We start from the raw sequence: 20,975 nt of genomic DNA on the forward strand, positions 1-20,975 counted from the left end.
CGCATGAGGGTCCGGTCGCCGACGTCGACGCCGTAAATCTCGTGTAGGTCAGCCTCGATCAGCGGCCACTGGTCGAGGAGTTGGGGCCAGGTCAGCGACGCTTGCGCCGTGCGCGGGCCGGTGCCGGGCGGCCACTCGTACCACTCGTGGAGCCCTGAGACTGGGTCGTATTCGCCCCGCCCGATCGGCGCTGCTGCCGGTTCGGGGCCAACCGAGAAGGGTCGCCACCACTGGACCAGACGCGTTCGGCGCTGGCCTTGTCCTGCACCACCCACGCAATCGCGGTACGCGCGGCGTGCTTGAGCGCTGGCCAGGACACGCCGTCGGCGAGCATCTCGTCGTAGGCGGGGCCGAGCAGGTCGCGGTACAGGTCGCCCTCGGCGGCATCGCCGAGGGCTTCCTCGTCCACCTGCCCGCCGCTCGCGGCGACGGCGGCGGCCTGCACGATGGTCTGCACGCGCAGGCCGGTATCGGCCGAGGGCGCCAGGATCGTGTAGCGGCGCCCCTTGATGGGGAGCACCAACGTTTCTTCGAGCAGCTCGTCGAGGGCCTCGAACGCCATTACGCGGCCACCTCCTTGACGAGTGCGAACGTGCCGCCCGCGGCGGGTGCAGCCGGGTTGGTGATCTTCTTGCGGGGGCCCTTGCCGGTCAGCGTGACCTTGACCGTGTCGAGGTCGTCGGACGCGCCGCCCTCGGGTTCCCAGGTGACCAGGGCGCGGCCCTCGTACGCCTCGTCGCGGCCCTCGCGGTCGTAGTAGCGCACGTGCACGCGGGAGGCGACGCCGAACGTTTCGGACGCAAGCCGGATCTTTTCCTGTGCGGCGTTGAACGCGCCGGTCTCGGGGTGGCAGCGGTGAGCGATCTTGGCCTCGATCGACCAGGCGAGTTCGGTCACGGTGCTGTCCGCCCACCCCTCGTCGTCGTAGGTCGTCGACTTCTGCTGAGTGGGCTCGACCTTGGGGGCGAACTCCTGGATGCCGGGCACCAGGGTCCATACGGGCGTGGTGTCGGTGCCGGTGTTGAGTTCGAGGCGGTAGCGGCGCGCGAGCGCGGTCTCGGTCTCCGCCGGCGGGGTGGGCGTACTCATGGCGGGGTCCTCCTATTCGAGGCGGGGGTGCGGGCGGTGGCCGCGCAGGCGGTAGTTACTGGTGCGCTCCTGGCGGCCGTTGGCGTCGGCGCCGAGCGGAGCGGAGGAAAAGCGGTAGATCAGCGAGATACGGGCACTGCCGAACGTGTGCCGACCACTGGCGTGCAGCACGTTGAATACGGCGTCGTCGAGGGCGGCCACCTCGCGCGGGTCGGGGCCCGCGCGGGTGCGCACCTGCACGGCGAGCACGGTGTCGGTCAGGGCCGCGGACTCCTCCACCGGATACGGGGTCAGGCAGATGACGCGGTCGGGCCCCTCGGGCATGACGGTGTCGGTGATGGCGGTCTCGCCCTCGGCATAGATGCCGTCGGGTCGGTAGGTGCCGACGTTGTGCTCGTCGAGCAGGCGGGCCAGGCCCTCGACGACGTCGGGCAGGAAGCTCACCGCAGCGACCGCCGCACCTGTGCGGCGATGATCTCGCCGACCGCGTCGGCCTCTTCGATCAGGGGGCGTTCGAGGTACTTCGCGGTGCGGCCCGCGTCGTGCTGGTAGTCCATCTCTTCGTGTTGCCTGATGGCGTAAGGAGTGTCGTAGGCCACTGCGGCGGTAAGCGCGCTCTCGTCGACGGTCGCGGTCCCGGAGCGTTCGAGGGTGGCCTCTTCAATGGGCACGCGGCGGCGGGAGACTTCGAGGACGTGCTCGGCGCCGAGCCGCAGCCCGCGGGCGGCGCCCTGGCGGGTCGCCGCGAGGATCGCGTCGCCGTTCCATCGCAGCCGGGTTCGCTGCGTCATTCGCACATCACCTCCGTACTGGCGGGCACGGGCAGGCCGGGCGCGGTGTGGTGGGCGACGGTGAGCGCGGTCGTGGTGCGGCCGTCGGGCAGCGTGATCCGTGAGCCGGTCGGGCAGTTGAGTTCGGGGGCGGCGATGATCTGCGCGGTCGATACGGTCTCGGCGCCGGTGCGGTCGCGCACGCGCTTGACGGTCTCGGCCACCAGGGCGGGCGCGGTGACTGCGGGCCCGTAGCGGGGCCCGTAGGCGGAGGTGCCGAGGTAGGGCTCGACGCTCACCTCGTGGCGCAGCAGCCATCCGGGGACGCGGGTCACCAGATCACCCCCGGTAGCAGTCCCGCCCGCGTGAGCGCGCGGTGCGCGCGTGGGGCGAGGTCGACGTCGCCGGGGGCGGCCGGTCCGTCCTTGCGGCCGGACATGGAGACGGGCCCGATGCTCACGGAGTCCCAACGGCCCGCCGCTCCGGTGCCGTCATCGCCCGTGGCGAGTTGGTACTCGACCTGAGCACAGACGGCGTCCCGGAGCGCGGCGACGATGGTCGGATCGGTGGGCATGCCCGCGTCGTCGGTGAGGTAGACGGCCCGTACGAGCGCGTCGTCGATGTCCTCGGACGCTCGGGCGAGCAGCCGCTCGGCATCGGGCGGAGCCGGTTTCCCGGTCCACGCCGTGAGCTGCTCGGGGGTGGCGTAGACACGGGACACGGGGTTACTCCTTCGTGGCCTCGGGCTTCGCCGCGGGCTTGCGCTTGGACGCGGTGTCCTCGACGTCGTAGCCACGGCGACGGGCGTAGGCGATGGCGGCCGGGTCGTCGGTCTCGGCCTGGCCGTCGACGAAGTGCAGGCCAGCTACGCCGGGCCCGCTGAATCCCTCAACTGGGGTGCGGATCACTGCCATGGGTCAGCCCACCTTGACGTTTCGGAAGACGGACGCGGCCTTGGTGCTCTTGAGCGCGACGCCGACGGGGCCGAGTTCGACCTCGCCGAACTTGACGGCGCCCGGGGTGTCGAAGCTCGGGAGCCACTGACGGACGACGGTTCCGCCCATGCAGGCCACGCCGAAGAATCCGTCGAGGCCGACGCGGTAGGCGTACAGGTCGGTAAGGCCGGTCACGTTGGTCTGCGCGCCGACGGTGCGGGTCTCAACCGGGATGATCGGGTTGTTCGATCCGGCCTTGTCGCCCGGGTCGGCGAACACGATGTCGCCGTACTGCTCGCGGACGATCGGGCGGCCGTTCGGGCCGAGCAGGCCGTCGAGCGGGTTCTGTGTGTACATGCCCGCGCGGCGCGCGGCGGCGCGAACTCGGGCAAGGGCCCGCTTGTTGCCGAGGATGATGGTGGGCGAGCCATCGAGCAGCGAAAGCCACTCGTCGATGGCGTCGAGTGCCTTGTGTTCGGCGCGCGCGTTCGTGTCGAAGTCGGACCAGTCAGTGACCACCCCGGCGCGGAACTCGGTGGCCGTTCCGGTCAGTGCCTTGTCGAGGCCGTCGAACGACTCGGCGTCGACTGACACATCGCCGTTGATCACGGTGTCTTGGAACTGGGTGCGGGTCGCCTTGATCTTCTGGGTCATGTTCAGCGTGACGGCGCCGGACGCGGCCGGGCCGACCCGGGCAACGACGCGGTCGACGCGGAACGCTCCACCCATCACCTTCAGGTCAACGGTGTAGCGCTGCGTCTGGACTTCCGACGCGGTGTACTCGGTGTTGATCGGACGGAATGACGCGGTCGGCTGAGTGATCAGTCGCCGGTATCCGTAGGTCAGGGTGTCGCCCCCATCGGCGGGGTTGACGACGTCGGCGAATGTGAGCGAGTCGAGGATCGCGGATTCCTTGCGGAACTCGTCGATCACGGCAACGTCGATGTCGTCCTGGGCGTTGTTCTTCGCCTCAGCGAGAGTGACGGGCATGGGGTGCTCCTAGGTTCAGGCGCCCAGACGGGCGGCGATGGCGTCGTGCAGGGAGCCGGGCTTGCGCTCGGGCGGGGTGGCGTTGCCAAAGTCGGCGCCCCCTCGGGCGGGGCCGACGGCTGCGGTGAGGTGCGGCTGTGCCTGTACGGCGGCCTTGATCGCGTCGGTTACGGCGGTCTGGTCGTTGGTGTCGACCGCAGCGAGTGCGCTCATGGCGGACTGGGAATCGAGCAGGGCGGCGGCGTTGGCGCCAGCAGTGGGCGCGACCCGCAGTACGGCGGCCTGCACGGCGGCAGTCCGGGCCTGCTCCTGCGCCTGGGTGAGCTGCTGCTGTGCCCACTTCGGCAGTCGGGACAGGTCGCCCTCGGCGCCCTGCTCGGGCGCCGGCGGGGTCGGCTGCGGCGGCTCGGCCGGGGTCTGCTCCTGCGCCTTCTTGATGAGTTCCTGCGCCCACTCGGGGAGCGCGGACACGTCGCCCTCGGCCGGTGCCTGCGGCTCGCCCTGCGGCGGGGCCGGTGGGGTGATCGGGGGCGCGGGCGGAGTCGGCTGCGGGGGTGTCGGAGGGGTGGCCGGGTCCGTCGAGGGGTCGGCCGACGGGTTCGGGTTCGGGTTGGGGTCGGGCACGGTTGCTCTCCTGAGACAGGGCGGAAGCGGACATGCGAAAGGGGGCCCGCTTCTGGCGGGCCCCCTTGGGGTGGTGCTGCGGTGTTCGGTTGTCAGGTGGTGTCGCCCTGGGCGGCGAGGGGGCGGCGCTCGGCGTAGCCGCGTATCCACGCGGTGCGGAGCGTCGATGTGCTCGGGTAAGGGCAGGTGGTCGGTGGGTCGCCACGGTCGCCAGCCTCGCGGCCGGTGGTGACTGCCTTCACGATCTCTTCGCGCGTGCCCATGGTCACGTCACCTCTTGTTCTGGTGGTCCGACTCGTTCTTACGGGCGCCGTCGGCCCATCGTTGGGCCTTGCCGGTCGCCTGCTCGATGAACTCGGCTTGCGTGAGCCTGCCGTGTGCCTGCCACCACTCTTTCAGCTCGTCGGACGCGCGCGCATAGGCGATGCGCGCGGGCCCGCTGAACAGACCGATCGGGCTGTGTCCGGCGGCCTGGGCCTTCTTGTTGAGCAGGTAGCCGCGGCAGTCTTCTTCGGCCTTCAGGTACTGCCGGTAGACGTACTCGTCGTACAGGGCGCGGGCCTCGCGGCGCGTGACCGTGTGCCGCTCGTCCTGGTCCTCGTCGTCGCCGCGGTGCAGTACGGCGGCGGCGTCGCGTAGGTCGGCCCAGAACGCGTCGTCGTCGGCGTGGTCGTCGAGGGCCTGGTCGGCGGCGAGGGCGCCCCAGGCGGCCGGTCCGGGGACGGCGTCGCCCATGGCTTCGGCGAGGGCATCGCGGTCGGCGAGCAGGTCCTCGACGGCGTCGCCGGTGTCGGCGGGCGGCGGGAGGTCGACGGAGTCGCGGCCGTCCAACTCGGCGGCGATGCGCAGTAGTTCGCCCGTGTCGGCGTACTGCATCGCCCACGCGAGGTCGTCGTCGGACGCGTCCGACAGATCGGCGCGCAGGCGTCCGCCGGGGAACAACCGGGCGAGCAGGTCGCGGCGGGCGGCCTCCGCGGCGATGGCCGCGGATTCGGGCCCGCTGGTGTCGCGGTAGCGGGCGGCGAGCTGCGCGTCGGACAGGCCGACCAGGTCGGGCCGCACGTCGGACAGGTGTCCGGCGCGGTCGCGTCGGTCGGCCTCGGCCATGATGCGCACCTGGTCGGCCTCGTCGACGTGGGCAAGCACGCGGGCGAGGTCATCGTCGGACAGGCCGAGCAGATCCTCGGCCAGACGTCCGCCGGGGGCGGCGCGGTCGAGCAGGGCGTCGAGGTCGCGGCGGTCGGCCTCGGCCTCGATGCGGCGACGGGCGCGGTCGTCGAGCGGCGTACGCAAGGCGGCGGCGAGCTGCTCGTCGCTCATCTCCCGCACGGTGCGCTCGTCGCCGGACCACACGCGGGCGCGCTCGACCTGATCGGGCGCGGGCGGGCGGGGCGTGGCGGGGAGGTTGCCCGCGCCTTCCTGCTCGCGGTGCCTGAGTCGGCGTAGGTCGGGGTGGGCGGCGAGGTGCTGGCGCATGGCGCCCTGCCACGCCCGCACCTTGGCGGCCGTGGCGCGCTTCTCCTGCGGGGTAGTGGCGACGGCCTCGCGGCGCTTCCATTTACGGATGTTCCGCTCGATGGCGCGCTGCCGCTGTCCGACCTCGTATCCGGCGGGGTCGCTCTCGGCGTCCTCCACCGTTGTCAGTCCGGGGGTGTATGTGCTGACGCTGTGGCGGCAGTTGGGGTGCTGAAACCCGGCGGCTCGGGCTTCGTCGAGCGATCCGGCGACGCGGACGGAGATCATGCGGCCGTCCTCGACGGCGTGCTCGACCTCGACCGTGCGAGGCCCCGCGGGGCCTGCGATCGTCAGTATTCGGCGCTCCCACGGGCGGCACAGGGGGCACTCGCGCGGGGTGTTGGAGACGATGACCAGGTCGACGCCGTGCTCGGCGAGCGTGCGCATGTGCGCCTCGGTCGCTGCCCGCGCGGTCGCCGTGCGTACGGCCATCTCGGCGTAGGAGGGGAGCGACCAGCGGCGCCCCGCCTTGTCGACGAACGCCCGTATCCCGCGATCGGCGAACTGCCGCAGGGCGTCTTGCACGGCTTGGCGGCGGGTGCCGGTGCCGAGCAGGGGCGTTGCGGCCACGGATGCCACGACGGACCGGAAGACGTCGACGACGGCCCGCAGAATGCCGCGGTGCGTCGCGGTGACGACGTCGACCGCTTCCTGTGCAAGGCGGTCGACGGCCTGGGCCTGGGGCAAGCGGTCATCGACCAGGCGACGGGCGTCGTCGGACAGGGCGCCCAACTCGGCGACCGCGGCGCGGTGCCCCTCGTTGTACGCCTCGGCGACCGCGTCGAACACTTCGAGCTGCGTTGCGCGGCCCAGCTCGTCGACGACGGCCTGTGCGGCTCGCCTGAGCTGCTGCACGGCGGCGAGCTTGGCCTCGACCCATCCGGGTGCGTCGAGGCCCGCGGCGAGCTGACGGGCGATGATGCCCAACAGCCGCTCCTCGGCGCTGGCGTAGGTGTCGCGTGTGGTGCTGGCGAGGTCCTCGACCATGCCGGGGTGAATTGGCACGGCTCACCCCCCGTCGTGTCAGCCCCTGTGTCTGATCCAGCCATGCCAAGAGTGGTGTCTTCATTCGGGTGCCAGGCGAGGCCGGTATATCGGCGGTATTCGATCGTTGCGACCATGCGCTGAACCGAACCTCGCAGGCGGGGCAGGACCGTTCGGGTGACTCGGCCGCTGATGATCGACATTGGACGCAGGCGCGGCGGTTGACTGGTCCTGCGTTCCGATCGTCCGAGGAGGACTCCATGCTCAGCAGGACCATGCTCGCTGCCGCCGCGCTCGCTGTCACGGCGCTCACCGTGCCCGCCGCAGTGCCTGATGCCGAAGCCGTACCGGTGATGCACGCCGCCGCCGTACAGCTGTCCAACGATGCCAACGGGAAGTCAGTCGACGCCCTTGTGGGCGATCAGGTATCCGTCCGCCTTGCGTCGGCCGAAGGCACGGGCGGGTTGATCGTGACATACGGCGACCCCATGAGTTCCGACGAGGCCGTACTGGCCTTCAGTGGCGAACGCGGCGACTTCAAGGCTGCTGCTGAGGGGACAGTCAGCATCACGGCGACGGCTACCTGCAAAGACGCAGACGGTGCCGTGGCCGACTGTCCCGACGGCAGCGATTGGAAGGTCACCGTCAACGTCGCCGAGGCCCCTCCGGCCTAAGAGCCCGCGTCACGTCCTTGCGTGACAGGTCGTTTGGCCTGTTGATGCAGTTCAGGGGCTCGTTGCTTCGGGCGGATCTGCCCGAAGCAACGATGTGACACAGGCACTCAGGCGGCGAGCGGGTACGTTCCGCCGGGGTCGGGGGCGTCCGCGGCGCCGGTCTCGCGAAGGATGGCGGCGGCCTCGGCGGCGACCTCTCGGTCGTCCCACTCCGGGTTGAGGATCTTGACCCTGGTAGCGGTCGAGACAGCCTGTGCACGGTTCAACAGTTCGAGGGTCTGCGCCGTGTCCATGGGGGACTCGGCGACACCGTCGGAGAACTCGACCCGCGGACGTTCCGGGGTCGCTCTGCTGCGGAAGTGCACGGCGTCAAGGGCGAGCAGGGCGAACAGGCCGTCGGCAAGTCCCTGTTTCCAGTGGCCTGCCTTCTTCTTCCGCGTGATCATGCTCTTGTCGTCGTCGCTGTCGACCTCGGTTGCGGTCCGTGCCTGGCCGCCGTTGCGGTCGAGGCCGAACGAACGGGCGGCGTACCCAGCGGACTGGGTGGCCTGCCGGGTCAGTGCCTCGGTCGTCTGCTGGTGCTCCTCGACCCGGATTTCGAATTGGCTCAAGGTGATGCCGCCGTTTTCGGTTGGCGGCATGTTGAGCTGGGCGTATACCTCGGCGTCCTCGTCGAACGATGCGCCCTTTCCGGGTCCGTGGCTGCGGAGGTATCCGTCAGGGACGATCAGCCGCGCGCGGGCGAGGCGGATATCGCGCATCCACGACGTCCACGTTTCGTCGAGGCTGTCGAGCTGGTCATAGATCGGGGCGGCGTAGTCGCTGCGTCCGATCGGCGACCCCCGGTGCAGTCTGTTGGGCGTCATGTTGGGGATGTAGCAGGCGGTGAGCTGCCGGATTCCGGTCGTGGTCGACTCGCCGTCGTTCTCGATGCTGCCGACCAGGGCGGCCGTATCAGGGTGCTCGGTGAGCGGGACGCGCCGGCCGATGTTGTCGCCGTTGCCCTGGTAGAGGGCGTGCACGATCCGGCCGGGCTCGTGCCGCTCGATGTGCCGCCACACAAGTTGTGTGGTGCTGCCGGAAAGTTCCCTCCAGAAGTTCACCGCGGCGAGCATGCCGAACCTGAACTCGGGCACGGCGTTGTCCGGTTGGACGGCGGTCAAGAGCGGTCGATCGACTAGGTCGCGGTCCCACGTCGATCGGAGGTAGATCCCGGACAGGGCGGCGCACTGCTCGGCGGCCGACAAGAGCATCTGCTGTACGTGCCCGTCGGCGAGCAGCTGGTCGAGGCGGGTCTGAGTGCGAGCGTCTTCGACAATGAAGCTCGGCATGTCGGCGAACAACATGTCGGCGGACGTCTGGGCAATGTCGCCTGCGAGGGGGACGTGTAGGCGAGTGTCGCGGCTGGGACGGTGCGCGCTGCTGCGACGGCTCCACAGACGGCGGCGCGGCGTCTTCTGCTCGCGACCGTAGATGCGGGCCAACCTGTCACGGTCACCGGAATACCAGGCGTCATCAACGGCGATGCGGTCGTAGTACGGGGCCCACTGCGGGGGCGGCCACGCTGCGCCGTTCTCGGGCAGTGCCATCGGGGCTCACCTCCTGGTGGTGGTGTCGGATGCGGGGGCGGTGAGCAGGTGGCGCCACTCGTGCGCGGTGGAGTGGACGACGTAGCGCAGGGCGTCGGCTGAGTGGTCGTCGACCTTGATCGGGGCGTCGTCGCCGCGCTCGGTGGCCTTGGGGTCCCAGGAGTAGCCGGGGAGTTCGGCGAGCAGGCCCTCGCACGAGTCGTGCACGAGCAGGCGGTCGGCGGCGAGCAGGCTCGACACGGACCGGATTCCGTCAGTGACGTCGTTGGTGGCGCGGGCGAGGCCAGGGTGCCCGTCCTGCCACATCTGCGTAGAGAAAGAGGCGGCGCTCGGGTCAATGAACGTCCACTCGGGCGTGATGCCGAGGGCGTCGAGCCACGCGCGGACGGCGGCGCTGTACTGCGCATCGGTCATGCTGCGGTGCGCGGCGCGGGAGTCGTGGCGCCACTCGGCACACACGTACAGACGGCCGTCGGTGCCCTCGCCGAGCAGGACCGCAGCAAAGGGGTTGGTCGTGCCGTAGTCGATGCCGCACCAGTGCCGGCGCATGTCGGGCAGCTCGTCGACGACGTGGCGGGCCTCGTCCCACATGTCGTAGATGGCGCCCTCGGCGACCACCCACGCGCCGTCGATCATGCGGCGGCGCCACAGACCGACGTACTCGGCGGCGAGGTCGGCGACGTACTCGGGCGACAGACTCGGGTTGTCGGCGAGCTTGAAATGCCAGGCTCGGAGGTTGAGTTGGTGGGCGCGGTCGAGATATCCAGTTTTGAGCCAATGGCGCGGACTATCCGGGTTTGTGGTGGCGTACAGGCGCGCGCCGGGCACGGACAGACGGGCGAGAAGCTGCACCCAAAAGCCCTCGGGCAGGAGGGTTGCCTCGTCGACGTACGCGAGTTGCGCGGTGAGGCCACGTAGGCGGCCCTCGGCGCGGGCGTCCGCGGCGCCGATCAGGTGCACGGTGCGACCGAGGATCGTCGCCGTCGTCGCCCCGCGGGTATGCACGACGTGCCGGGCAAGGGGACCGAAAAGAGCGCGGTCTTGCAGGGGTTCGAGGATGTTCCGCTCGATCGTCTGGAGACTGCGCCCGCACACGATGATCAGGCCCGACGGTCCGGCGGTGGCAACGGCGATCACAAACGCCAACAGGCTTGCGATCGTCTTGCCGCTGCGCACGCTGCCGTGCCACAGGTTGATACGGGCGGTCGCCTGCCCGATGCTGCGGAGTTGCTTGCGAGACAGGGGCAGACAGTCGAGGTCGAGCACAGCGGCTCACCCCCCGGCGTCGCCCCCGTCGTCGTGGGCCTGGTCGTCGTTGGCGGCCTGCGTCAGTGCCTCGCCGAGGGCGCCCAGCATGCTGCGCACTTCCTCGGCGTTCTCTCCGCCCTCGACGGGTGCGAGACGTAGTGAGGTACCGACGGCGGTCTGTACCGAGCCGACGATCGCCCGTTGGTCGCCGAACCGCGGTTGCGGTAGGTGGGCTTCGTGCCACTCGCCCTCGCGGCCGGCGAACTCGCCGTGCGTGGTGGGCGCCCAAAGCTGGGTGCGTAGGCGCTCGGCGTCGCCCTGTAGGGCGAGGGCGAGGGCGGCACGGCGGGCGGCGAGGTCGGCGGTGCGGGCGCGGGTGGCGGCCTCGACCTGCTCGGCCCGATCGAACGACAGGGGTGGGTCGAGGTTGGCGGCGATCTTCGAAACGGTTGAGGGGGAACGTTTCAGCGTGCGGGCGATGTCGTTGCGGGACTTGCCCGCGGCGTGTAGCTCGCGCACCTGGCGGCGGTCGGCGTCCGTGATGGGGCGCGCCATCGGCGGTCACCTCCTGGTGCTGCTCCTCAGCGCGGGCGGGGGCGGCGGACTCTGGACGCGGGCATGCAAAACGCCCCGCGGCGGGGGCATGCGGGGCGAGGGTGATCGACGGCGTGAGCGGGAGCCCCCGGTCAAAGGGCTCCCGCTCCTTCCCGTGTCGGTCGCGCGGTGAGTCGGCCGCGCGGCCAAGTTCATGATTGCCTGATGCGGGCCGGTCTACGCCGTGGCGGCATCCCCTGCGATGCCGTCCCCCAGATGGCCGCGCGGGGGTGTTTCCGGGCACGCCGGGGACGGCCCCCACATTAGGTCACGGAACTATAACGGCGCAAGCTCGTTCGGTTCGCGTGCGCGTGGGATTGGGGCGCGTCCGGTCGCCGCTACAGACGCCAGTCATCGAGGTACTCGGCGTGGTCGGCGTAGGGGGCGAGCAGCAGACGCACGGGCTCACACGGCCAGTCTCCGGGGTGCGCAACGGTGACTTGGCAGGCGCCGCAGCATGGGAGCCACGTAGAGCGGTCGTCCACATCCGAGTCACTGCTCGGCTGCATGGTCGGTTCGTGCGGCGCGAGCAAGCCGCGGGCGGTCTCAACGTCGCGGAGGATGCGAGCCGGGGCGTTGGCGATGATGTGGGCGGCCTGCGCCTCTGTGGGGGCTCCCTCGTCGTACGTGACTACCTCGCCGCGGTCGTCGTGGATGCGGCCGGGCTCCTCGTCGTAGGGCTGCGTCCAGAGCCCTTTGCCTTCATGGCGGGCGGCCTCGGCCTTGGCGGCGCGTTCGTTGAGGCGGGCGTGCAGGAACGCGATCGGATCGCCGGTCATGTGGTCATCCTGTCGTGTCGGACGAATGCGCCCCGCCTGTCGGACGGGCGGGGCGCGGTGGCGTCAAGCGGGGTACGTGGGTCCGACGGGCGCATTGGGCAAGCGGCGATCGGCACTCCGGGGCGTCGGTCGCGCGTCGGACGTGGCGTCATACCGGCTGGTCGCGCGCTGTGCGAGCGTCTGCGGGTCGTCCATCTGATAGGCGAGCACGACGGGCGGAGTGCCGGGCGGGCACACGTCGTTCGCCCATGCGGTGCGGTACTGGTCGGCAAGCTGTCGGACGGCGCGTCGGACGGCATCGGACAGGTTGACGCCCGTACGCATGACAACGGCGAGGTCGGCGGCGAGCTGCTCGTCGACGCGGATCGAGGGGCGGGTACCCGGCTCGGGCGGGCCGGGCTTCTGGTTACGCTGGGCGGTAGCCATCGTTTGGGGTCGCTCCTTTTCGGTGGTCAGGGCCCGCCCAACGGTTTGTGAGGAACCGGGCGGGCCCGCAGTGTTTTTGGGTTACTGGGTGTCTGGCATGCGGTCGGTGTTCGTGTGGACGGCTTCGGCGAGGTGCTCGCCCTCGCTCTCGCCGAATCGCCATACCCGTACGCGCACGGTGTCGGCGGTCAGGCTCTCGCGGGCGGTGCTGAGTACCCGTCGGGTGAGGGCGGTCGGCGTCTCCGCGGTGGCAACGCTCTCGTTGGTCAGCTCTCGCCACTCGTTTCCGTCGTGCTCCTCGACGGTCACGAACGCGTGCCACTGATCGGCAGGCGGAGCCGCGGCGCGGCGCTGCTTCTCCTCGCGGAGGAACTGAGCGACACGGGAAGCGGTGTATCCGGTCTTCTGGGCGATCTCGTCGGCGCTCATACCGTCCTCGCGGGCGGCGAGGGCGATACGCCCCATGGCCTCGGCGACGGCGGTCGCGGCGGTGCGCAGTGCGCGGACGTCGGAGAGGTCGAGGTCGTCGGCGAGGTTGTCGAGGAACCGTTCGAGGTCCGCGGGGTCCTCGGTCCTGGCGCGTGCGCCGTCGTACTGCTCGGCGAGGTCGTGCACATCGGCGTACGGGGCGAGGTCGTACGGGTTGGGGTCGCCCTCGGCTGCTCGGCGGGCGGCGCTGTCGCGCTCGTGCTGGATCACCTCGGCGAGCAGGCGCTCGGCATAGGCGCGGGCGCCTTCGATGGGGTTGGGTCGGCTGGCCTTCATCTTGCGAGTGATCTCAACGGATGAGTAGGCGCGGCCGGTCTCGTATGCGTCGTCGTGGGGTGGCTGCTCGTTGCTCATCTGGGTTGCTCCTGTCGGTCCGGGGCGGGCCCGCCCTCGGGTGAGGGCGGGCCGGTCGGGTGGGCTACTCGGGGCGCCAAGCCATGACGCAACGGCGGGTGTGCGGCTCGATCCTCCACCCGGCGGCGCTCAGCTTGTCGGCGCCGATCTTCAGCTCGACGGCCCACGGCTTGCCGTCGCGGGTCACGTAGCGGCCGGACTCAAGCCAGTACAGGGCGATGCGGCCGTGTCCGCGGGGCTCGGCGAGGAATCCCCAGGCGTCGGGCTGGTGGTCGGGGTCGCCGGGCTCGGCGGCCACGTCTGTGTGGTCGGTGACCTCGGCGAGGCGCAGGGCGCCGAGGGCCGCGAGGGCGGCGAGTGCGTCGGAGTTGGCCGCGTGCTTGGGCGCGGTGCCCTTCGTGCGGCCGTTGTGGGTGACGATCACGCCCTCGACGACGCGCCGCTCGGTGGCCTGCTCGGTGGCCTGTTCGGTGGCGCGGCGGGCCTCGATACGGGCCTGTACGGCGGACGGGACGGGGGCGCCGTGGGCGCGGTGCTCGGCGGCCTGGCGCTCGTCCATGTGGGCGCGGTACGCCTCGCGGTCGGCGGCGGCCTCGGCCTTGACGCGGTCGAGGTCTTCACGGCGGAAGCTCGCGCGGGCGACGATCGGCTCGCGAGTGGGCTCTTGAGCGGCGCGATTGTCGAACAGGGCGCCTTGTTCAGTCGGGCGTTCGACGGCGAACAGGGCGTCGTCGGTGGGCTGCTCGCCGATCCACTCGCCGCGCCACGTGCCCTCGGCCTCGGCGGCCTGCTGCCCCTCGGTGTCCGTGGCCGCGCTGCTCGGTTCGGCGTCGAGCAGTGCGGCAACCTTGGGGTGCTCGCGGGCAATGTAGGCGTCGGCGGACGCGCGTGCGGCGTCGGCGGCTTCGCGGTCGGCCGCCGAGGGGGCGATCGCGGCGACCTGCTTGCGGGCGTGTCCGGCCTGCTCGACCCACGTCTGTGCGGCGATGCGCTCGGCGCGGGTGGCGTCGTCCGCCGTGAGCAGGCTGTCGGCGTACTCGCTGATGACGTTAAGGACGTCGGTGTTCTGCGGCTTGATGATCAGGGTGCGGCCTCGGCCGCGGCGTCCGGCGTCGAGGGCCTCGCGGGTGGCCTTGCTGGCGGGGTCGTGGTCGTCGGCCCCGGTGGCGAGGTTGGTGTCGGCGAGGTGGTCGGCGAGGGCGCCCGGAATCGTGACCTCACCGGAGCGCGCGGCGGCGGGGGCGGTGGGCGCGGTCTGCTCGGCGGGGGCCTGTGTGGCGGCGTCGAGCTTCTGCACGCACCGGGCGTGCAGGGTCGACACCGCATCGTCGTACCTGGCGCGGGTGCCCCAGTCGTCGTGAAGCGTCGTGTCCGTGCGCGGCCGGATGCTGCGGTTGCACAGGGCGCGGCCCTCGGAGTTGAAGGCGTGCGCCATGCGGCCGTTGTGCGCGGTCGACCAGACGGTGTCGGTGTCGGGGTTGTACTTGCCCATGGGGTCGCTCCCTTGGTTGGTGTGGTGCCGGGTGAGGTCCGGCGGTTCCTGTCGGGGTGAGGACCCTTCAGGAGTGCCAACAGTAGCCATTGCAGTAATGATTGCAGTAATAGTTACAGCAACAGTTATCAACCCGTGATGCGGGCCGAGCCGAACCAGGAACGACGGCACCCCCGAACGTGCGTCCGGGGGTGTGTCGCCCTATGCGGCCGAGGGTGTTCGGCGGGACTCCAGCGCGGTCAACAGGCCGACCAGGTCGGCCCCGCGCCACGCTCGGCGGCCTCGCTCGGCATCGACGGGTGCCGGGCACGTTGGGCCGGTCGAGCAGGTCGCCACGGCGGCCCGCGGGTCGCCTCCCCCGTTGTGCACGGTGATGCGGCCCGCGCGGCAGAACGGGCACGGCTCGTCGAGCGTGATCGTCCGGGCGGTGCGGCCGAGGGCGCCCTCGACCTGGCGGCGCGCGGTGTGGGCGACGTCGGCGATCTGGTCGACCAGGGTCGCCGGGGTGGGGGCGAACAGGTCGCGGTCGAGCGCGTCGTCGAGGGCGCGACCGCCGAGCCACACGGCGGCCCAGTGGAGACCGAATACGCGTGATCCGGTCGAGGCGATGCTCGCCGGTCCTGCGTCGCGGTACGTGGGCACGTGCCACAGGCTCGGGTCGCTCGGGTCGGCGCCGAGGGTCCATCGGCCGTTGAGGTCGCGGGCGGGGAGTTGCACGCGCTCGGCGACGGCGTCGCACATGTCGAACACCTCGCGCTCGACCTCGACCGCGGCATCGAGCGCCCGCAAGTTCGCCGGCGCGGGGTGCTCGCGGAGGATGAGGGGCAGACGGCCGACGGCGGCCTCGTTGAGGGCCTGGTCGTCCTCGGCCCGGTCGTCGGCGGCGAGCTGGTCGAGGAATCCGCGGCGCTCGTAGGGCATCCAGTCGGCGGACCGCGGGGGCTCGGCGATGGCGGCGAGCAGGTCGCCCCACTGCTCGCGGACGGTGGCGAGGTCGTCGGCGGCACGCTGGCCGGGGGTGGTCATCAGTGCTGCTCCTGGTGCTCGTCGGCGAGGGCCTGCTCGATGCGGTCGGCGCAGATGGCGGCGGCGCCCTGCGGTGATCCGGCGCGCATCCGGGCGGCGAGGGCGCGCGCACGCTCGACGGCCTGCGCGAGGGGCAGCTCGGCGGCCATGGCGGCTCGGTCGGCGTAGCGGTCGCGGCGGGCTGCCAACCAGGCGATGCGGTAGCGGCCCGCATTGCGCTCGGCGTCGTGGGCGTGCTGCTTCCATCCCTCGGACCGGCGGCGCTCGGTGGCGAGGGCGATGTCGTGGTCGCGCTGCTGCTCGGCGAGGCGGGCCTCGGTCGAGTCGGCGCGGTCGAGGATGCGCGCGTGTATGTGGGCGAGGGCGGGTGAGAGGCCGTCGTGTTCGGCGACGGCGGCGAGGGCGTGGCCGAGCGTTTCGGCGTTGCGGACGCGGGCGAGGACGGCGCGCACCTGGTCGCGGTCTACGCCCGCCACGCGGTAGAGGCGGCGTACCTCGGCGAGGGCGGCCTCGCGGTGGCGTTCGAGGGCCTGCGTAGTGCCTGCCATGGCGCGGCGGCTCTCGTCGGCGAGTCGCTGCTCCTCGCGTACGTGCTCGCTGAGTAGGGCGGCCTCGGCCGGGGACAGAACCCCTCGTCGGGCGCGGGAGAGCAGTACGTCGACGACGGCCCGCCGGTCGGTGCGGTCGCGGTAGTGGCCCTTGGGGGCGCGCTGCTGGGGGCGGGTGCTCATGCGGGTTGCTGCTCCTGGGCGTCGTCGAGGGTGGGGTGTTCGGGCGGGGCGGGGCGCGGCTGCTGGGCGAGGGCGTACAAGTCGCCCCCGTGGGCCCGGACGTTGGGCGACTGGTGCTTGCGGCGGCACTTGGGCCCGTATCCGTCGGGCGAGGGTGCGCAGAGTGGGCGGCGGCACGCCCGACACGTCCGGGCGGCGGTCACTGGTCGCCCTGGTGGACGCGGGCGGGCTCGCCGGACAGTCCCCACGCGATCAGGTGGACGCTGGCGGCGAGCAGGGCGACGGCAACGGCGAGGTTCGCGGCGAGGGCGGCGGCCGGGGTCACGGCTCGACCTGGTCGGCTGCTGCGCCCTCGGCGAGGGCCTGCTCGTCGGCGAGGCGGTCGGCGTACGCGCGGATGGCGCGGCGGGCGCCGCTGTATCCGGTGAGCAGGCCGCGACTTGAGCGGTTGAGACCCCATCGGCTCTGGGTGTCGTTGTGCTCGCGCTCGACCAGGGCGGCGAGGTGATGGGCGTGGGCGGTCAGGATGATGCGGGCGGCGGCGAGGGCCTGCTCGGGGGTCGGCTCGGCGGCGTCGAGCAGGATGTCGCGGAGCGTGGCGAGGGCGGGGTCGCGGTCGGCACTGTTGAACGCGAGGGCGTCGCGTACGTCCTGGGCCGTGAGTTCGTCGCGGTGAGAGTCGCGGGCGGCGGCGGTCATGGTGGGGCGCTCCTGTCGTGCGGTGGTCACTGCTGTGCCTGGGCGTGTGCGGCGGTGCGGGCGCGGTGCACGTTGTGTCGGCGCTCGCGGGTGCCGCTGTGCGAGGTGCACAGGGCGTTCGGCTGCGATCCGCACGCGGGGCACTCGACGCGGAGCGCGGGGAGGTGCAGCGCGGGGGCATCGTCCACGGGCGGGCGAGGCGTCATGGCGGGGTGTCTCCGGGTGTCAGTGGTGGGTGGTAGCGCGTGCGGGCCCGCACGTGGGCGGGCCCGCGTCCGGTCGCGGCGAGTGATCTAGAACGGGGGCTCGTTGCCGTATCCCTGGCGGGGCTGCTGCGTCGCCCACGGGTCGCCCTGGGGGGCCCCGTAGCCCTGTTGGGGGGCCTGTTGGCCGTATCCCTGGGCGCGTGGCTGCTGGCCGTTCTGGGCGCTGTTCTTGGCGACCTGGGCGGTAGCGTTCTTGAGCGCTGGCCCGACGTCGTCGGCCTGGATTTCGTACGACGATTTCCGCTCGCCGTCCTTCTCGTAGTGGCGCTGTCCGAGGCGGCCCACGACGATCACGCGGTCGCCGCGTCGGATCGTTTCTGCGACGTTCTCGGCCTGTTGGCGCCACACGCTGACGGACAGAAAGAGGGTGTCGCCGTCCTTCCACTCGTTCGTGGCGCGGTCGAGCGTGCGCGGGGTGCTGGCTACGCGGAAGTTGCAGACGGCGGCTCCGCCGGGGGTGAACCTGAGTTCGGGGTCAGCAACGACGTTGCCGACGACGTGCATCGGGGTTTCTCCGGCCATTAGGCGGCGGTCCTCTCGGGGGTGGTGCGGGTGGGAAGGGTGGCGACGGGGGCGAGTTGGGGCTCGCGGGTGCGGCGGCCACGGTTGCGGGCGCACGCGCGGCACTTGCGCATGCCGTTGGGGTGCGACGGGGGGTAGCTCACGTGGACGTTGTCCGGGTCGGTGAGGTCGTGGTCGTTCGTGCACCGGGTGCGGCGGGCGTTGACGGCCGCGGGGCCGGTCGAGCGGAGCACGTTGGTGCGGTGGTCGACGGCGTCGAGGTGGTCGTCGGCGACGCAACGGCGCACGGTGCACAGGTGGTCAAGTTCGAGGCCGGCGGGGATGGGGCCGCGGTTTTGCTCGTACGACCAGCGGTGGGCGGGGACGACGCGGCCCTCGGCCCAGAAGCGGCCGTATCCGTCGCGGTCGAGGCTGCCCTCGGGCCACAAGAGGCACGGGGTGGCGAGGTTGGCGGGCACGGGTCCCGGGGCCGTCTTGGCGGTGAAGCGCTCGGCCGGGGTGGTGCGAGCCATCGGGACGTACCTCCGGGGGATGTGCGGCGGGCTGCGGGATGTGGGGGTGTGCTGCCGAGACAGAAAGTCTTTCTGCCGAGACAGAAAGCTAGCAGGTAGGGGGGCGCCACGTCGCGGGGGATGCGCCCCCCCTGTCCTGCGGTGTTAGGCGGCCTTGCGGTCGGCCTGGTCGAGCCGGGTGATGGTCCACCCCTGGTCGCGTAGCTCGGCCACGATGCGGGCGGCTGCGGCCTCGGCCTGGTCGTGCTCGCGCTGCGCGTCCTCGACGGCGGCCCGGACAACGGCGAGGGCGGCCGGGGTCATCGCTGCGCCCCGGTGATGTGCCGGGCGCGCTGGCGGTTCTCGGGCCGGACGATCGCGGGCGCGCTCATCAGGGCGCGGGCGTCTCGGCTCACCTCGGCGGCGAGGCGGCGCCGTCGGGCTGCTCCCTCGGCGGCCTGGCGCACGGCGTCGAGGCGGGCCTGTTCGCGGGCCTGCTCGGCGACGGCCCACCATGCGAGCCACGAACGGTGACGGTCCTCCTCGTCGGGCCGGTAGAAGGGCGGGGTCGGCGGGTGCCCGGCGGCGGCGAGCTGCTGCTCGGCCTTGCGCTCGGCGAGCAGTGCGGCCCCGTCGGCCTCGCGCACGGTGCGCCACCGGTCCCACCCTGCGTGTTCCTGGTAGATCACGTAGGCGCCCTTGTCGACCAGGTCGCGAAACACCTTCTGGGACCGCTTGCGGTCCGATGTGCGGACGATGACCGGAGCGTCGGGGCGATGGCCCCAACTGGCCTCGATACGCCACGCCTTGACGTTCTTCGTCCGGTCGCCGCTCGCGGCCTTGCGGCGGTGGGTGCGGGCCTGCTTCGGGGTGGGGCTCATGCTGCGGTCTCCTGCTCCTGGCGGCGGGCGTGGTGGGCGTGGGCGTCCTCGACGCGGGATGGGTGGGAATCGGCACGGGCGCGAACGCGCTGCTGTGGGTCCTTGCCGGGCCGGATGTTGCGGGTCCGGCACGGCTGGCCCGTGTCGGCGCCGCACCACGTGCACGCCACGGCGAGGGCGTCGGGCAGACCAGCGGCGGCCAGACGCTCGCGCTCGGCTCGGTGCGGACGGTGGGCGGCGAGGGCTTGGGCGACGGTGGGAGGCAGGTAGGTGCCCAACTCGGCGAGACGGCGCTGTACTTGCACGGCGGGCGGTCCCGCGGTGATGACGTGGTGGGTGACGGGCGCCCGCTGTCCGGAAGCGACGGCGGCGCGCTCGGCCCGCAGAGCGGCGACAAAGGCATCACCGGTCTCGTCGTCGGGGCTGATCTCGGGGTGTGCGGTGGGCTCGAACGTGCCGACGTGGCGGCGCATCGTGTCGGCCTTGTGGGCGTGCCACGGGCGGGACACGTCCGAGGGCTGAATGCGGTAGGGGCTGCGGGCGATGTGGTCGCGGGCGACGCGGGCGGCGTCCCATCCGGGGATGGTGGCGGGGACGTCGGACAGCAGGTCGCACCACTGGGCGAGGCGGTCGGCGGCGGCGGCCTGGTCGTCGAGGGCGAGCCGGGGGTCGAGCTTGACGACGTAGGCGAGCAGGGCGGCGACTTCACGGGGGGTCACTGCTGGGCCTCCATGGCGGCGAGGGCGGCGGCGAGGTGGTCGGCGGACTGGGCGACGCGTCCGCGGGGCTGGGCGCGGTCGAGGGGGATCACGTTCGAGGCGGGCGCGGCCGGGGCTGCGGCGGGGACGGTGCCGGGCGCCGGGGCTGGCGGCAGGGACTGCCACGCCCGCAGGAAGTACCGGGCATGCGACACGCCTCGGCGGTTACGGGCGGCGGCCTGCACGGCGGCCGTGGCGAGCATGTCGAGGCCCGACCGCTTCATCAGGGCGTCGACGATGAACCACTCGGCCTGGGCGAGATTCCAGGCGACCAGGACCCCGGCGGCGGTGATCTGGTCGACCAGGGGGCGGGCGAACTCCGGGATCACTGCGACCGCGTCGCGCCCGCGCTCGCTCCCTCCTTCACTCAATCCCTCTATGGGTGAGTGATGGGGGCCGGAATCCGGTCCCCAAAGGGGCCGAGATTCGGCCCGGTACGGGGTTTGGGGGGTCTCGGCGGGGGGACCGGACTCCGGCCCGGTAAGGGGGCCGAGATCCGGCCCGGTAGCGAATAGGGGGCCGGATTCCGGCCCTGGGGTCATCTGCGTTGTGGGGCCGGATTTCGGCCCGGTAGAGCGGGCGGCGCGGGCGTATCCGACGGCTCCGGGGATCTTGTAGAGGGTCGCGCGGCTGCCCTTGGCGGGCTCGTCCTCGGTCAGTTCGCCACTGGCGAGGGCGGCGTCGACGGCGGCCCGCGCGGTCGAGCGTGAGGCGGCGAGTCGGCGCATGAACTCGGCCGTGCCCATACGCGCGGTGGCCTCGGGGCCGGTGGTGGCGTCGGCGACGGCGAGCAGGACCAGGCGGGCGTTTCCGCGCGCCTTCGCACGGGTCCACACCCAATCCATGGCGTCGAGGGTCACGGGCGGTTGCTCCTGTCGTACAGGGGGCGCCTGGGGCGAGGGTCCGGCGACACCTCGCCCCAGGGCCGTTCACGGGGTTGTGCGGTGGTGAGTGCGTGCGGGCTGGTGCTCGTCGCATCGCCATCCGCACGGGTAGAGCCGGGCAGGCTGCGCGTGACACCGGGGGCGGCCGTACTCGCACGACGGCGG

Annotated in this window: 30 protein-coding genes; 1 reads left to right on the forward strand and 29 read right to left on the reverse strand. The window is 71.9% G+C overall.

What is annotated here, in order from left to right:
• Positions 1-91: 91 nt before the first annotated feature.
• The 11 genes from AC5P1C_RS09795 to AC5P1C_RS09845 form a co-directional block, all read right to left on the reverse strand.
• The gene (locus AC5P1C_RS09795) at positions 92-562 is read right to left on the reverse strand and encodes a DUF7426 family protein (protein WP_469028440.1); all 471 of its coding nucleotides are present in this window, start codon (positions 560-562) and stop codon (positions 92-94) included.
• The gene (locus AC5P1C_RS09800) at positions 562-1,089 is read right to left on the reverse strand and encodes a phage tail tube protein (protein ID WP_493865298.1); all 528 of its coding nucleotides are present in this window, start codon (positions 1,087-1,089) and stop codon (positions 562-564) included. Before AC5P1C_RS09800 ends, AC5P1C_RS09795 begins: the two co-directional genes overlap by 1 nt.
• Positions 1,090-1,101: 12 nt before the next feature.
• A complete protein-coding gene (locus AC5P1C_RS09805) occupies positions 1,102-1,533 on the reverse strand; it encodes a minor capsid protein (RefSeq protein WP_493865299.1) in 432 nt (143 codons plus the stop codon).
• The gene (locus AC5P1C_RS09810; protein ID WP_493865300.1) at positions 1,530-1,880 is read right to left on the reverse strand and encodes a hypothetical protein; all 351 of its coding nucleotides are present in this window, start codon (positions 1,878-1,880) and stop codon (positions 1,530-1,532) included. The genes AC5P1C_RS09805 and AC5P1C_RS09810 overlap by 4 nt, the downstream gene beginning before the upstream one ends.
• Positions 1,877-2,194, reverse strand: a complete 318-nt coding sequence (locus tag AC5P1C_RS09815; protein WP_493865301.1) for a hypothetical protein — start codon at positions 2,192-2,194, stop codon at positions 1,877-1,879. Before AC5P1C_RS09815 ends, AC5P1C_RS09810 begins: the two co-directional genes overlap by 4 nt.
• Positions 2,191-2,580, reverse strand: a complete 390-nt coding sequence (locus AC5P1C_RS09820) for a head-tail connector protein (protein WP_493865302.1) — start codon at positions 2,578-2,580, stop codon at positions 2,191-2,193. Before AC5P1C_RS09820 ends, AC5P1C_RS09815 begins: the two co-directional genes overlap by 4 nt.
• A 4-nt stretch (positions 2,581-2,584) precedes the next feature.
• A complete protein-coding gene (locus AC5P1C_RS09825) occupies positions 2,585-2,773 on the reverse strand; it encodes a hypothetical protein (RefSeq protein ID WP_469028427.1) in 189 nt (62 codons plus the stop codon).
• Between the two features lie 3 nt (positions 2,774-2,776).
• Positions 2,777-3,784: a major capsid protein gene (locus AC5P1C_RS09830; RefSeq protein ID WP_493865303.1), complete on the reverse strand. Its 1,008-nt coding sequence runs from the start codon at positions 3,782-3,784 to the stop codon at positions 2,777-2,779.
• Between the two features lie 15 nt (positions 3,785-3,799).
• Positions 3,800-4,408, reverse strand: a complete 609-nt coding sequence (locus tag AC5P1C_RS09835) for a hypothetical protein (RefSeq protein WP_493865304.1) — start codon at positions 4,406-4,408, stop codon at positions 3,800-3,802.
• A 92-nt stretch (positions 4,409-4,500) separates the two neighbouring features.
• Positions 4,501-4,671, reverse strand: coding sequence for an Rmf/CrpP fold protein (locus AC5P1C_RS09840; protein WP_493865305.1), 171 nt, complete (start codon positions 4,669-4,671; stop codon positions 4,501-4,503).
• 7 nt (positions 4,672-4,678) lie between these two features.
• On the reverse strand, positions 4,679-6,910 hold the full coding sequence (locus tag AC5P1C_RS09845) for a phage minor capsid protein (protein WP_493865380.1): 2,232 nt from the start codon (positions 6,908-6,910) through the stop codon (positions 4,679-4,681).
• A gap of 257 nt (positions 6,911-7,167) precedes the next feature.
• On the opposite strand from AC5P1C_RS09845, the gene AC5P1C_RS09850 reads away from it, so the two are divergent.
• On the forward strand, positions 7,168-7,581 hold the full coding sequence (locus tag AC5P1C_RS09850) for a hypothetical protein (protein WP_493865306.1): 414 nt from the start codon (positions 7,168-7,170) through the stop codon (positions 7,579-7,581).
• A gap of 107 nt (positions 7,582-7,688) precedes the next feature.
• Here AC5P1C_RS09850 and AC5P1C_RS09855 read toward each other — a convergent pair whose 3' ends face one another.
• The 18 genes from AC5P1C_RS09855 to AC5P1C_RS09940 form a co-directional block, all read right to left on the reverse strand.
• Positions 7,689-9,170, reverse strand: a complete 1,482-nt coding sequence (locus AC5P1C_RS09855; RefSeq protein ID WP_493865307.1) for a phage portal protein — start codon at positions 9,168-9,170, stop codon at positions 7,689-7,691.
• A gap of 6 nt (positions 9,171-9,176) precedes the next feature.
• Positions 9,177-10,436, reverse strand: a complete 1,260-nt coding sequence (locus AC5P1C_RS09860) for a PBSX family phage terminase large subunit (RefSeq protein WP_493865308.1) — start codon at positions 10,434-10,436, stop codon at positions 9,177-9,179.
• A 6-nt stretch (positions 10,437-10,442) separates the two neighbouring features.
• Positions 10,443-10,973 carry a helix-turn-helix domain-containing protein gene (locus AC5P1C_RS09865; RefSeq protein WP_493865309.1) on the reverse strand — a complete coding sequence of 177 codons (531 nt, stop codon included), beginning with the start codon at positions 10,971-10,973 and terminating at the stop codon, positions 10,443-10,445.
• Positions 10,974-11,350: 377 nt separating this feature from the next.
• A complete protein-coding gene (locus AC5P1C_RS09870; RefSeq protein WP_493865310.1) occupies positions 11,351-11,791 on the reverse strand; it encodes a DUF6221 family protein in 441 nt (146 codons plus the stop codon).
• Between the two features lie 63 nt (positions 11,792-11,854).
• Complete coding sequence (locus AC5P1C_RS09875) at positions 11,855-12,217, reverse strand: ribbon-helix-helix domain-containing protein (protein WP_493865311.1); 363 nt, start codon at positions 12,215-12,217, stop codon at positions 11,855-11,857.
• A gap of 81 nt (positions 12,218-12,298) precedes the next feature.
• A complete protein-coding gene (locus tag AC5P1C_RS09880) occupies positions 12,299-13,060 on the reverse strand; it encodes a hypothetical protein (RefSeq protein ID WP_493865312.1) in 762 nt (253 codons plus the stop codon).
• Between the two features lie 64 nt (positions 13,061-13,124).
• Entirely contained in the window at positions 13,125-14,552 is a 1,428-nt protein-coding gene (locus AC5P1C_RS09885) for a hypothetical protein (RefSeq protein WP_493865313.1), read from the reverse strand.
• A 201-nt stretch (positions 14,553-14,753) separates the two neighbouring features.
• Positions 14,754-15,578: a hypothetical protein gene (locus AC5P1C_RS09890; protein ID WP_493865314.1), complete on the reverse strand. Its 825-nt coding sequence runs from the start codon at positions 15,576-15,578 to the stop codon at positions 14,754-14,756.
• Positions 15,578-16,309 (reverse strand): hypothetical protein, encoded by a 732-nt coding sequence (locus tag AC5P1C_RS09895; RefSeq protein WP_493865315.1) that lies wholly within the window; start codon positions 16,307-16,309, stop codon positions 15,578-15,580. Before AC5P1C_RS09895 ends, AC5P1C_RS09890 begins: the two co-directional genes overlap by 1 nt.
• A 199-nt stretch (positions 16,310-16,508) precedes the next feature.
• The gene (locus AC5P1C_RS09900; RefSeq protein WP_493865316.1) at positions 16,509-16,634 is read right to left on the reverse strand and encodes a hypothetical protein; all 126 of its coding nucleotides are present in this window, start codon (positions 16,632-16,634) and stop codon (positions 16,509-16,511) included.
• Complete coding sequence (locus tag AC5P1C_RS09905) at positions 16,631-17,008, reverse strand: hypothetical protein (protein WP_493865317.1); 378 nt, start codon at positions 17,006-17,008, stop codon at positions 16,631-16,633. The genes AC5P1C_RS09900 and AC5P1C_RS09905 overlap by 4 nt, the downstream gene beginning before the upstream one ends.
• A gap of 26 nt (positions 17,009-17,034) precedes the next feature.
• Positions 17,035-17,214, reverse strand: a complete 180-nt coding sequence (locus tag AC5P1C_RS09910; protein ID WP_493865318.1) for a zinc finger domain-containing protein — start codon at positions 17,212-17,214, stop codon at positions 17,035-17,037.
• Positions 17,215-17,301: 87 nt separating this feature from the next.
• Positions 17,302-17,796 carry a single-stranded DNA-binding protein gene (locus AC5P1C_RS09915; protein WP_493865319.1) on the reverse strand — a complete coding sequence of 165 codons (495 nt, stop codon included), beginning with the start codon at positions 17,794-17,796 and terminating at the stop codon, positions 17,302-17,304.
• Positions 17,796-18,308: an HNH endonuclease signature motif containing protein gene (locus AC5P1C_RS09920; protein WP_493865320.1), complete on the reverse strand. Its 513-nt coding sequence runs from the start codon at positions 18,306-18,308 to the stop codon at positions 17,796-17,798. The genes AC5P1C_RS09915 and AC5P1C_RS09920 overlap by 1 nt, the downstream gene beginning before the upstream one ends.
• A 144-nt stretch (positions 18,309-18,452) precedes the next feature.
• Positions 18,453-18,611 (reverse strand): hypothetical protein, encoded by a 159-nt coding sequence (locus AC5P1C_RS09925; RefSeq protein WP_493865321.1) that lies wholly within the window; start codon positions 18,609-18,611, stop codon positions 18,453-18,455.
• Positions 18,608-19,168, reverse strand: coding sequence for a hypothetical protein (locus AC5P1C_RS09930; RefSeq protein WP_493865322.1), 561 nt, complete (start codon positions 19,166-19,168; stop codon positions 18,608-18,610). Before AC5P1C_RS09930 ends, AC5P1C_RS09925 begins: the two co-directional genes overlap by 4 nt.
• Complete coding sequence (locus tag AC5P1C_RS09935; protein ID WP_493865323.1) at positions 19,165-19,887, reverse strand: zinc finger domain-containing protein; 723 nt, start codon at positions 19,885-19,887, stop codon at positions 19,165-19,167. Before AC5P1C_RS09935 ends, AC5P1C_RS09930 begins: the two co-directional genes overlap by 4 nt.
• Positions 19,884-20,786, reverse strand: coding sequence for a hypothetical protein (locus AC5P1C_RS09940; protein ID WP_493865324.1), 903 nt, complete (start codon positions 20,784-20,786; stop codon positions 19,884-19,886). The genes AC5P1C_RS09935 and AC5P1C_RS09940 overlap by 4 nt, the downstream gene beginning before the upstream one ends.
• Positions 20,787-20,975 lie beyond the last annotated feature (189 nt).

Source organism: Streptomyces sp. A18 (assembly GCF_059026065.1).

Bases quoted from the DNA above. Each gene is read 5' to 3' on its own strand.
- AC5P1C_RS09800 (WP_493865298.1), bottom strand. From the start codon at position 1,089: ATGAGTACGCCCACCCCGCCGGCGGAGACCGAGACCGCGCTCGCGCGC.
- AC5P1C_RS09840 (WP_493865305.1), bottom strand. From the start codon at position 4,671: ATGGGCACGCGCGAAGAGATCGTGAAGGCAGTCACCACCGGCCGCGAG.
- AC5P1C_RS09915 (WP_493865319.1), bottom strand. From the start codon at position 17,796: ATGGCCGGAGAAACCCCGATGCACGTCGTCGGCAACGTCGTTGCTGAC.
- AC5P1C_RS09865 (WP_493865309.1), bottom strand. From the start codon at position 10,973: ATGGCGCGCCCCATCACGGACGCCGACCGCCGCCAGGTGCGCGAGCTA.
- AC5P1C_RS09830 (WP_493865303.1), bottom strand. From the start codon at position 3,784: ATGCCCGTCACTCTCGCTGAGGCGAAGAACAACGCCCAGGACGACATC.
- AC5P1C_RS09910 (WP_493865318.1), bottom strand. From the start codon at position 17,214: ATGACGCCTCGCCCGCCCGTGGACGATGCCCCCGCGCTGCACCTCCCC.
- AC5P1C_RS09825 (WP_469028427.1), bottom strand. From the start codon at position 2,773: ATGGCAGTGATCCGCACCCCAGTTGAGGGATTCAGCGGGCCCGGCGTA.
- AC5P1C_RS09870 (WP_493865310.1), bottom strand. From the start codon at position 11,791: ATGACCGGCGATCCGATCGCGTTCCTGCACGCCCGCCTCAACGAACGC.
- AC5P1C_RS09810 (WP_493865300.1), bottom strand. From the start codon at position 1,880: ATGACGCAGCGAACCCGGCTGCGATGGAACGGCGACGCGATCCTCGCG.
- AC5P1C_RS09880 (WP_493865312.1), bottom strand. From the start codon at position 13,060: ATGAGCAACGAGCAGCCACCCCACGACGACGCATACGAGACCGGCCGC.
- AC5P1C_RS09885 (WP_493865313.1), bottom strand. From the start codon at position 14,552: ATGGGCAAGTACAACCCCGACACCGACACCGTCTGGTCGACCGCGCAC.
- AC5P1C_RS09845 (WP_493865380.1), bottom strand. From the start codon at position 6,910: ATGGTCGAGGACCTCGCCAGCACCACACGCGACACCTACGCCAGCGCC.
- AC5P1C_RS09855 (WP_493865307.1), bottom strand. From the start codon at position 9,170: ATGGCACTGCCCGAGAACGGCGCAGCGTGGCCGCCCCCGCAGTGGGCC.
- AC5P1C_RS09905 (WP_493865317.1), bottom strand. From the start codon at position 17,008: ATGACCGCCGCCGCCCGCGACTCTCACCGCGACGAACTCACGGCCCAG.
- AC5P1C_RS09925 (WP_493865321.1), bottom strand. From the start codon at position 18,611: ATGACCCCGGCCGCCCTCGCCGTTGTCCGGGCCGCCGTCGAGGACGCG.
- AC5P1C_RS09875 (WP_493865311.1), bottom strand. From the start codon at position 12,217: ATGGCTACCGCCCAGCGTAACCAGAAGCCCGGCCCGCCCGAGCCGGGT.
- AC5P1C_RS09930 (WP_493865322.1), bottom strand. From the start codon at position 19,168: ATGAGCCCCACCCCGAAGCAGGCCCGCACCCACCGCCGCAAGGCCGCG.
- AC5P1C_RS09920 (WP_493865320.1), bottom strand. From the start codon at position 18,308: ATGGCTCGCACCACCCCGGCCGAGCGCTTCACCGCCAAGACGGCCCCG.
- AC5P1C_RS09895 (WP_493865315.1), bottom strand. From the start codon at position 16,309: ATGAGCACCCGCCCCCAGCAGCGCGCCCCCAAGGGCCACTACCGCGAC.
- AC5P1C_RS09890 (WP_493865314.1), bottom strand. From the start codon at position 15,578: ATGACCACCCCCGGCCAGCGTGCCGCCGACGACCTCGCCACCGTCCGC.
- AC5P1C_RS09850 (WP_493865306.1), top strand. From the start codon at position 7,168: ATGCTCAGCAGGACCATGCTCGCTGCCGCCGCGCTCGCTGTCACGGCG.
- AC5P1C_RS09795 (WP_469028440.1), bottom strand. From the start codon at position 562: ATGGCGTTCGAGGCCCTCGACGAGCTGCTCGAAGAAACGTTGGTGCTC.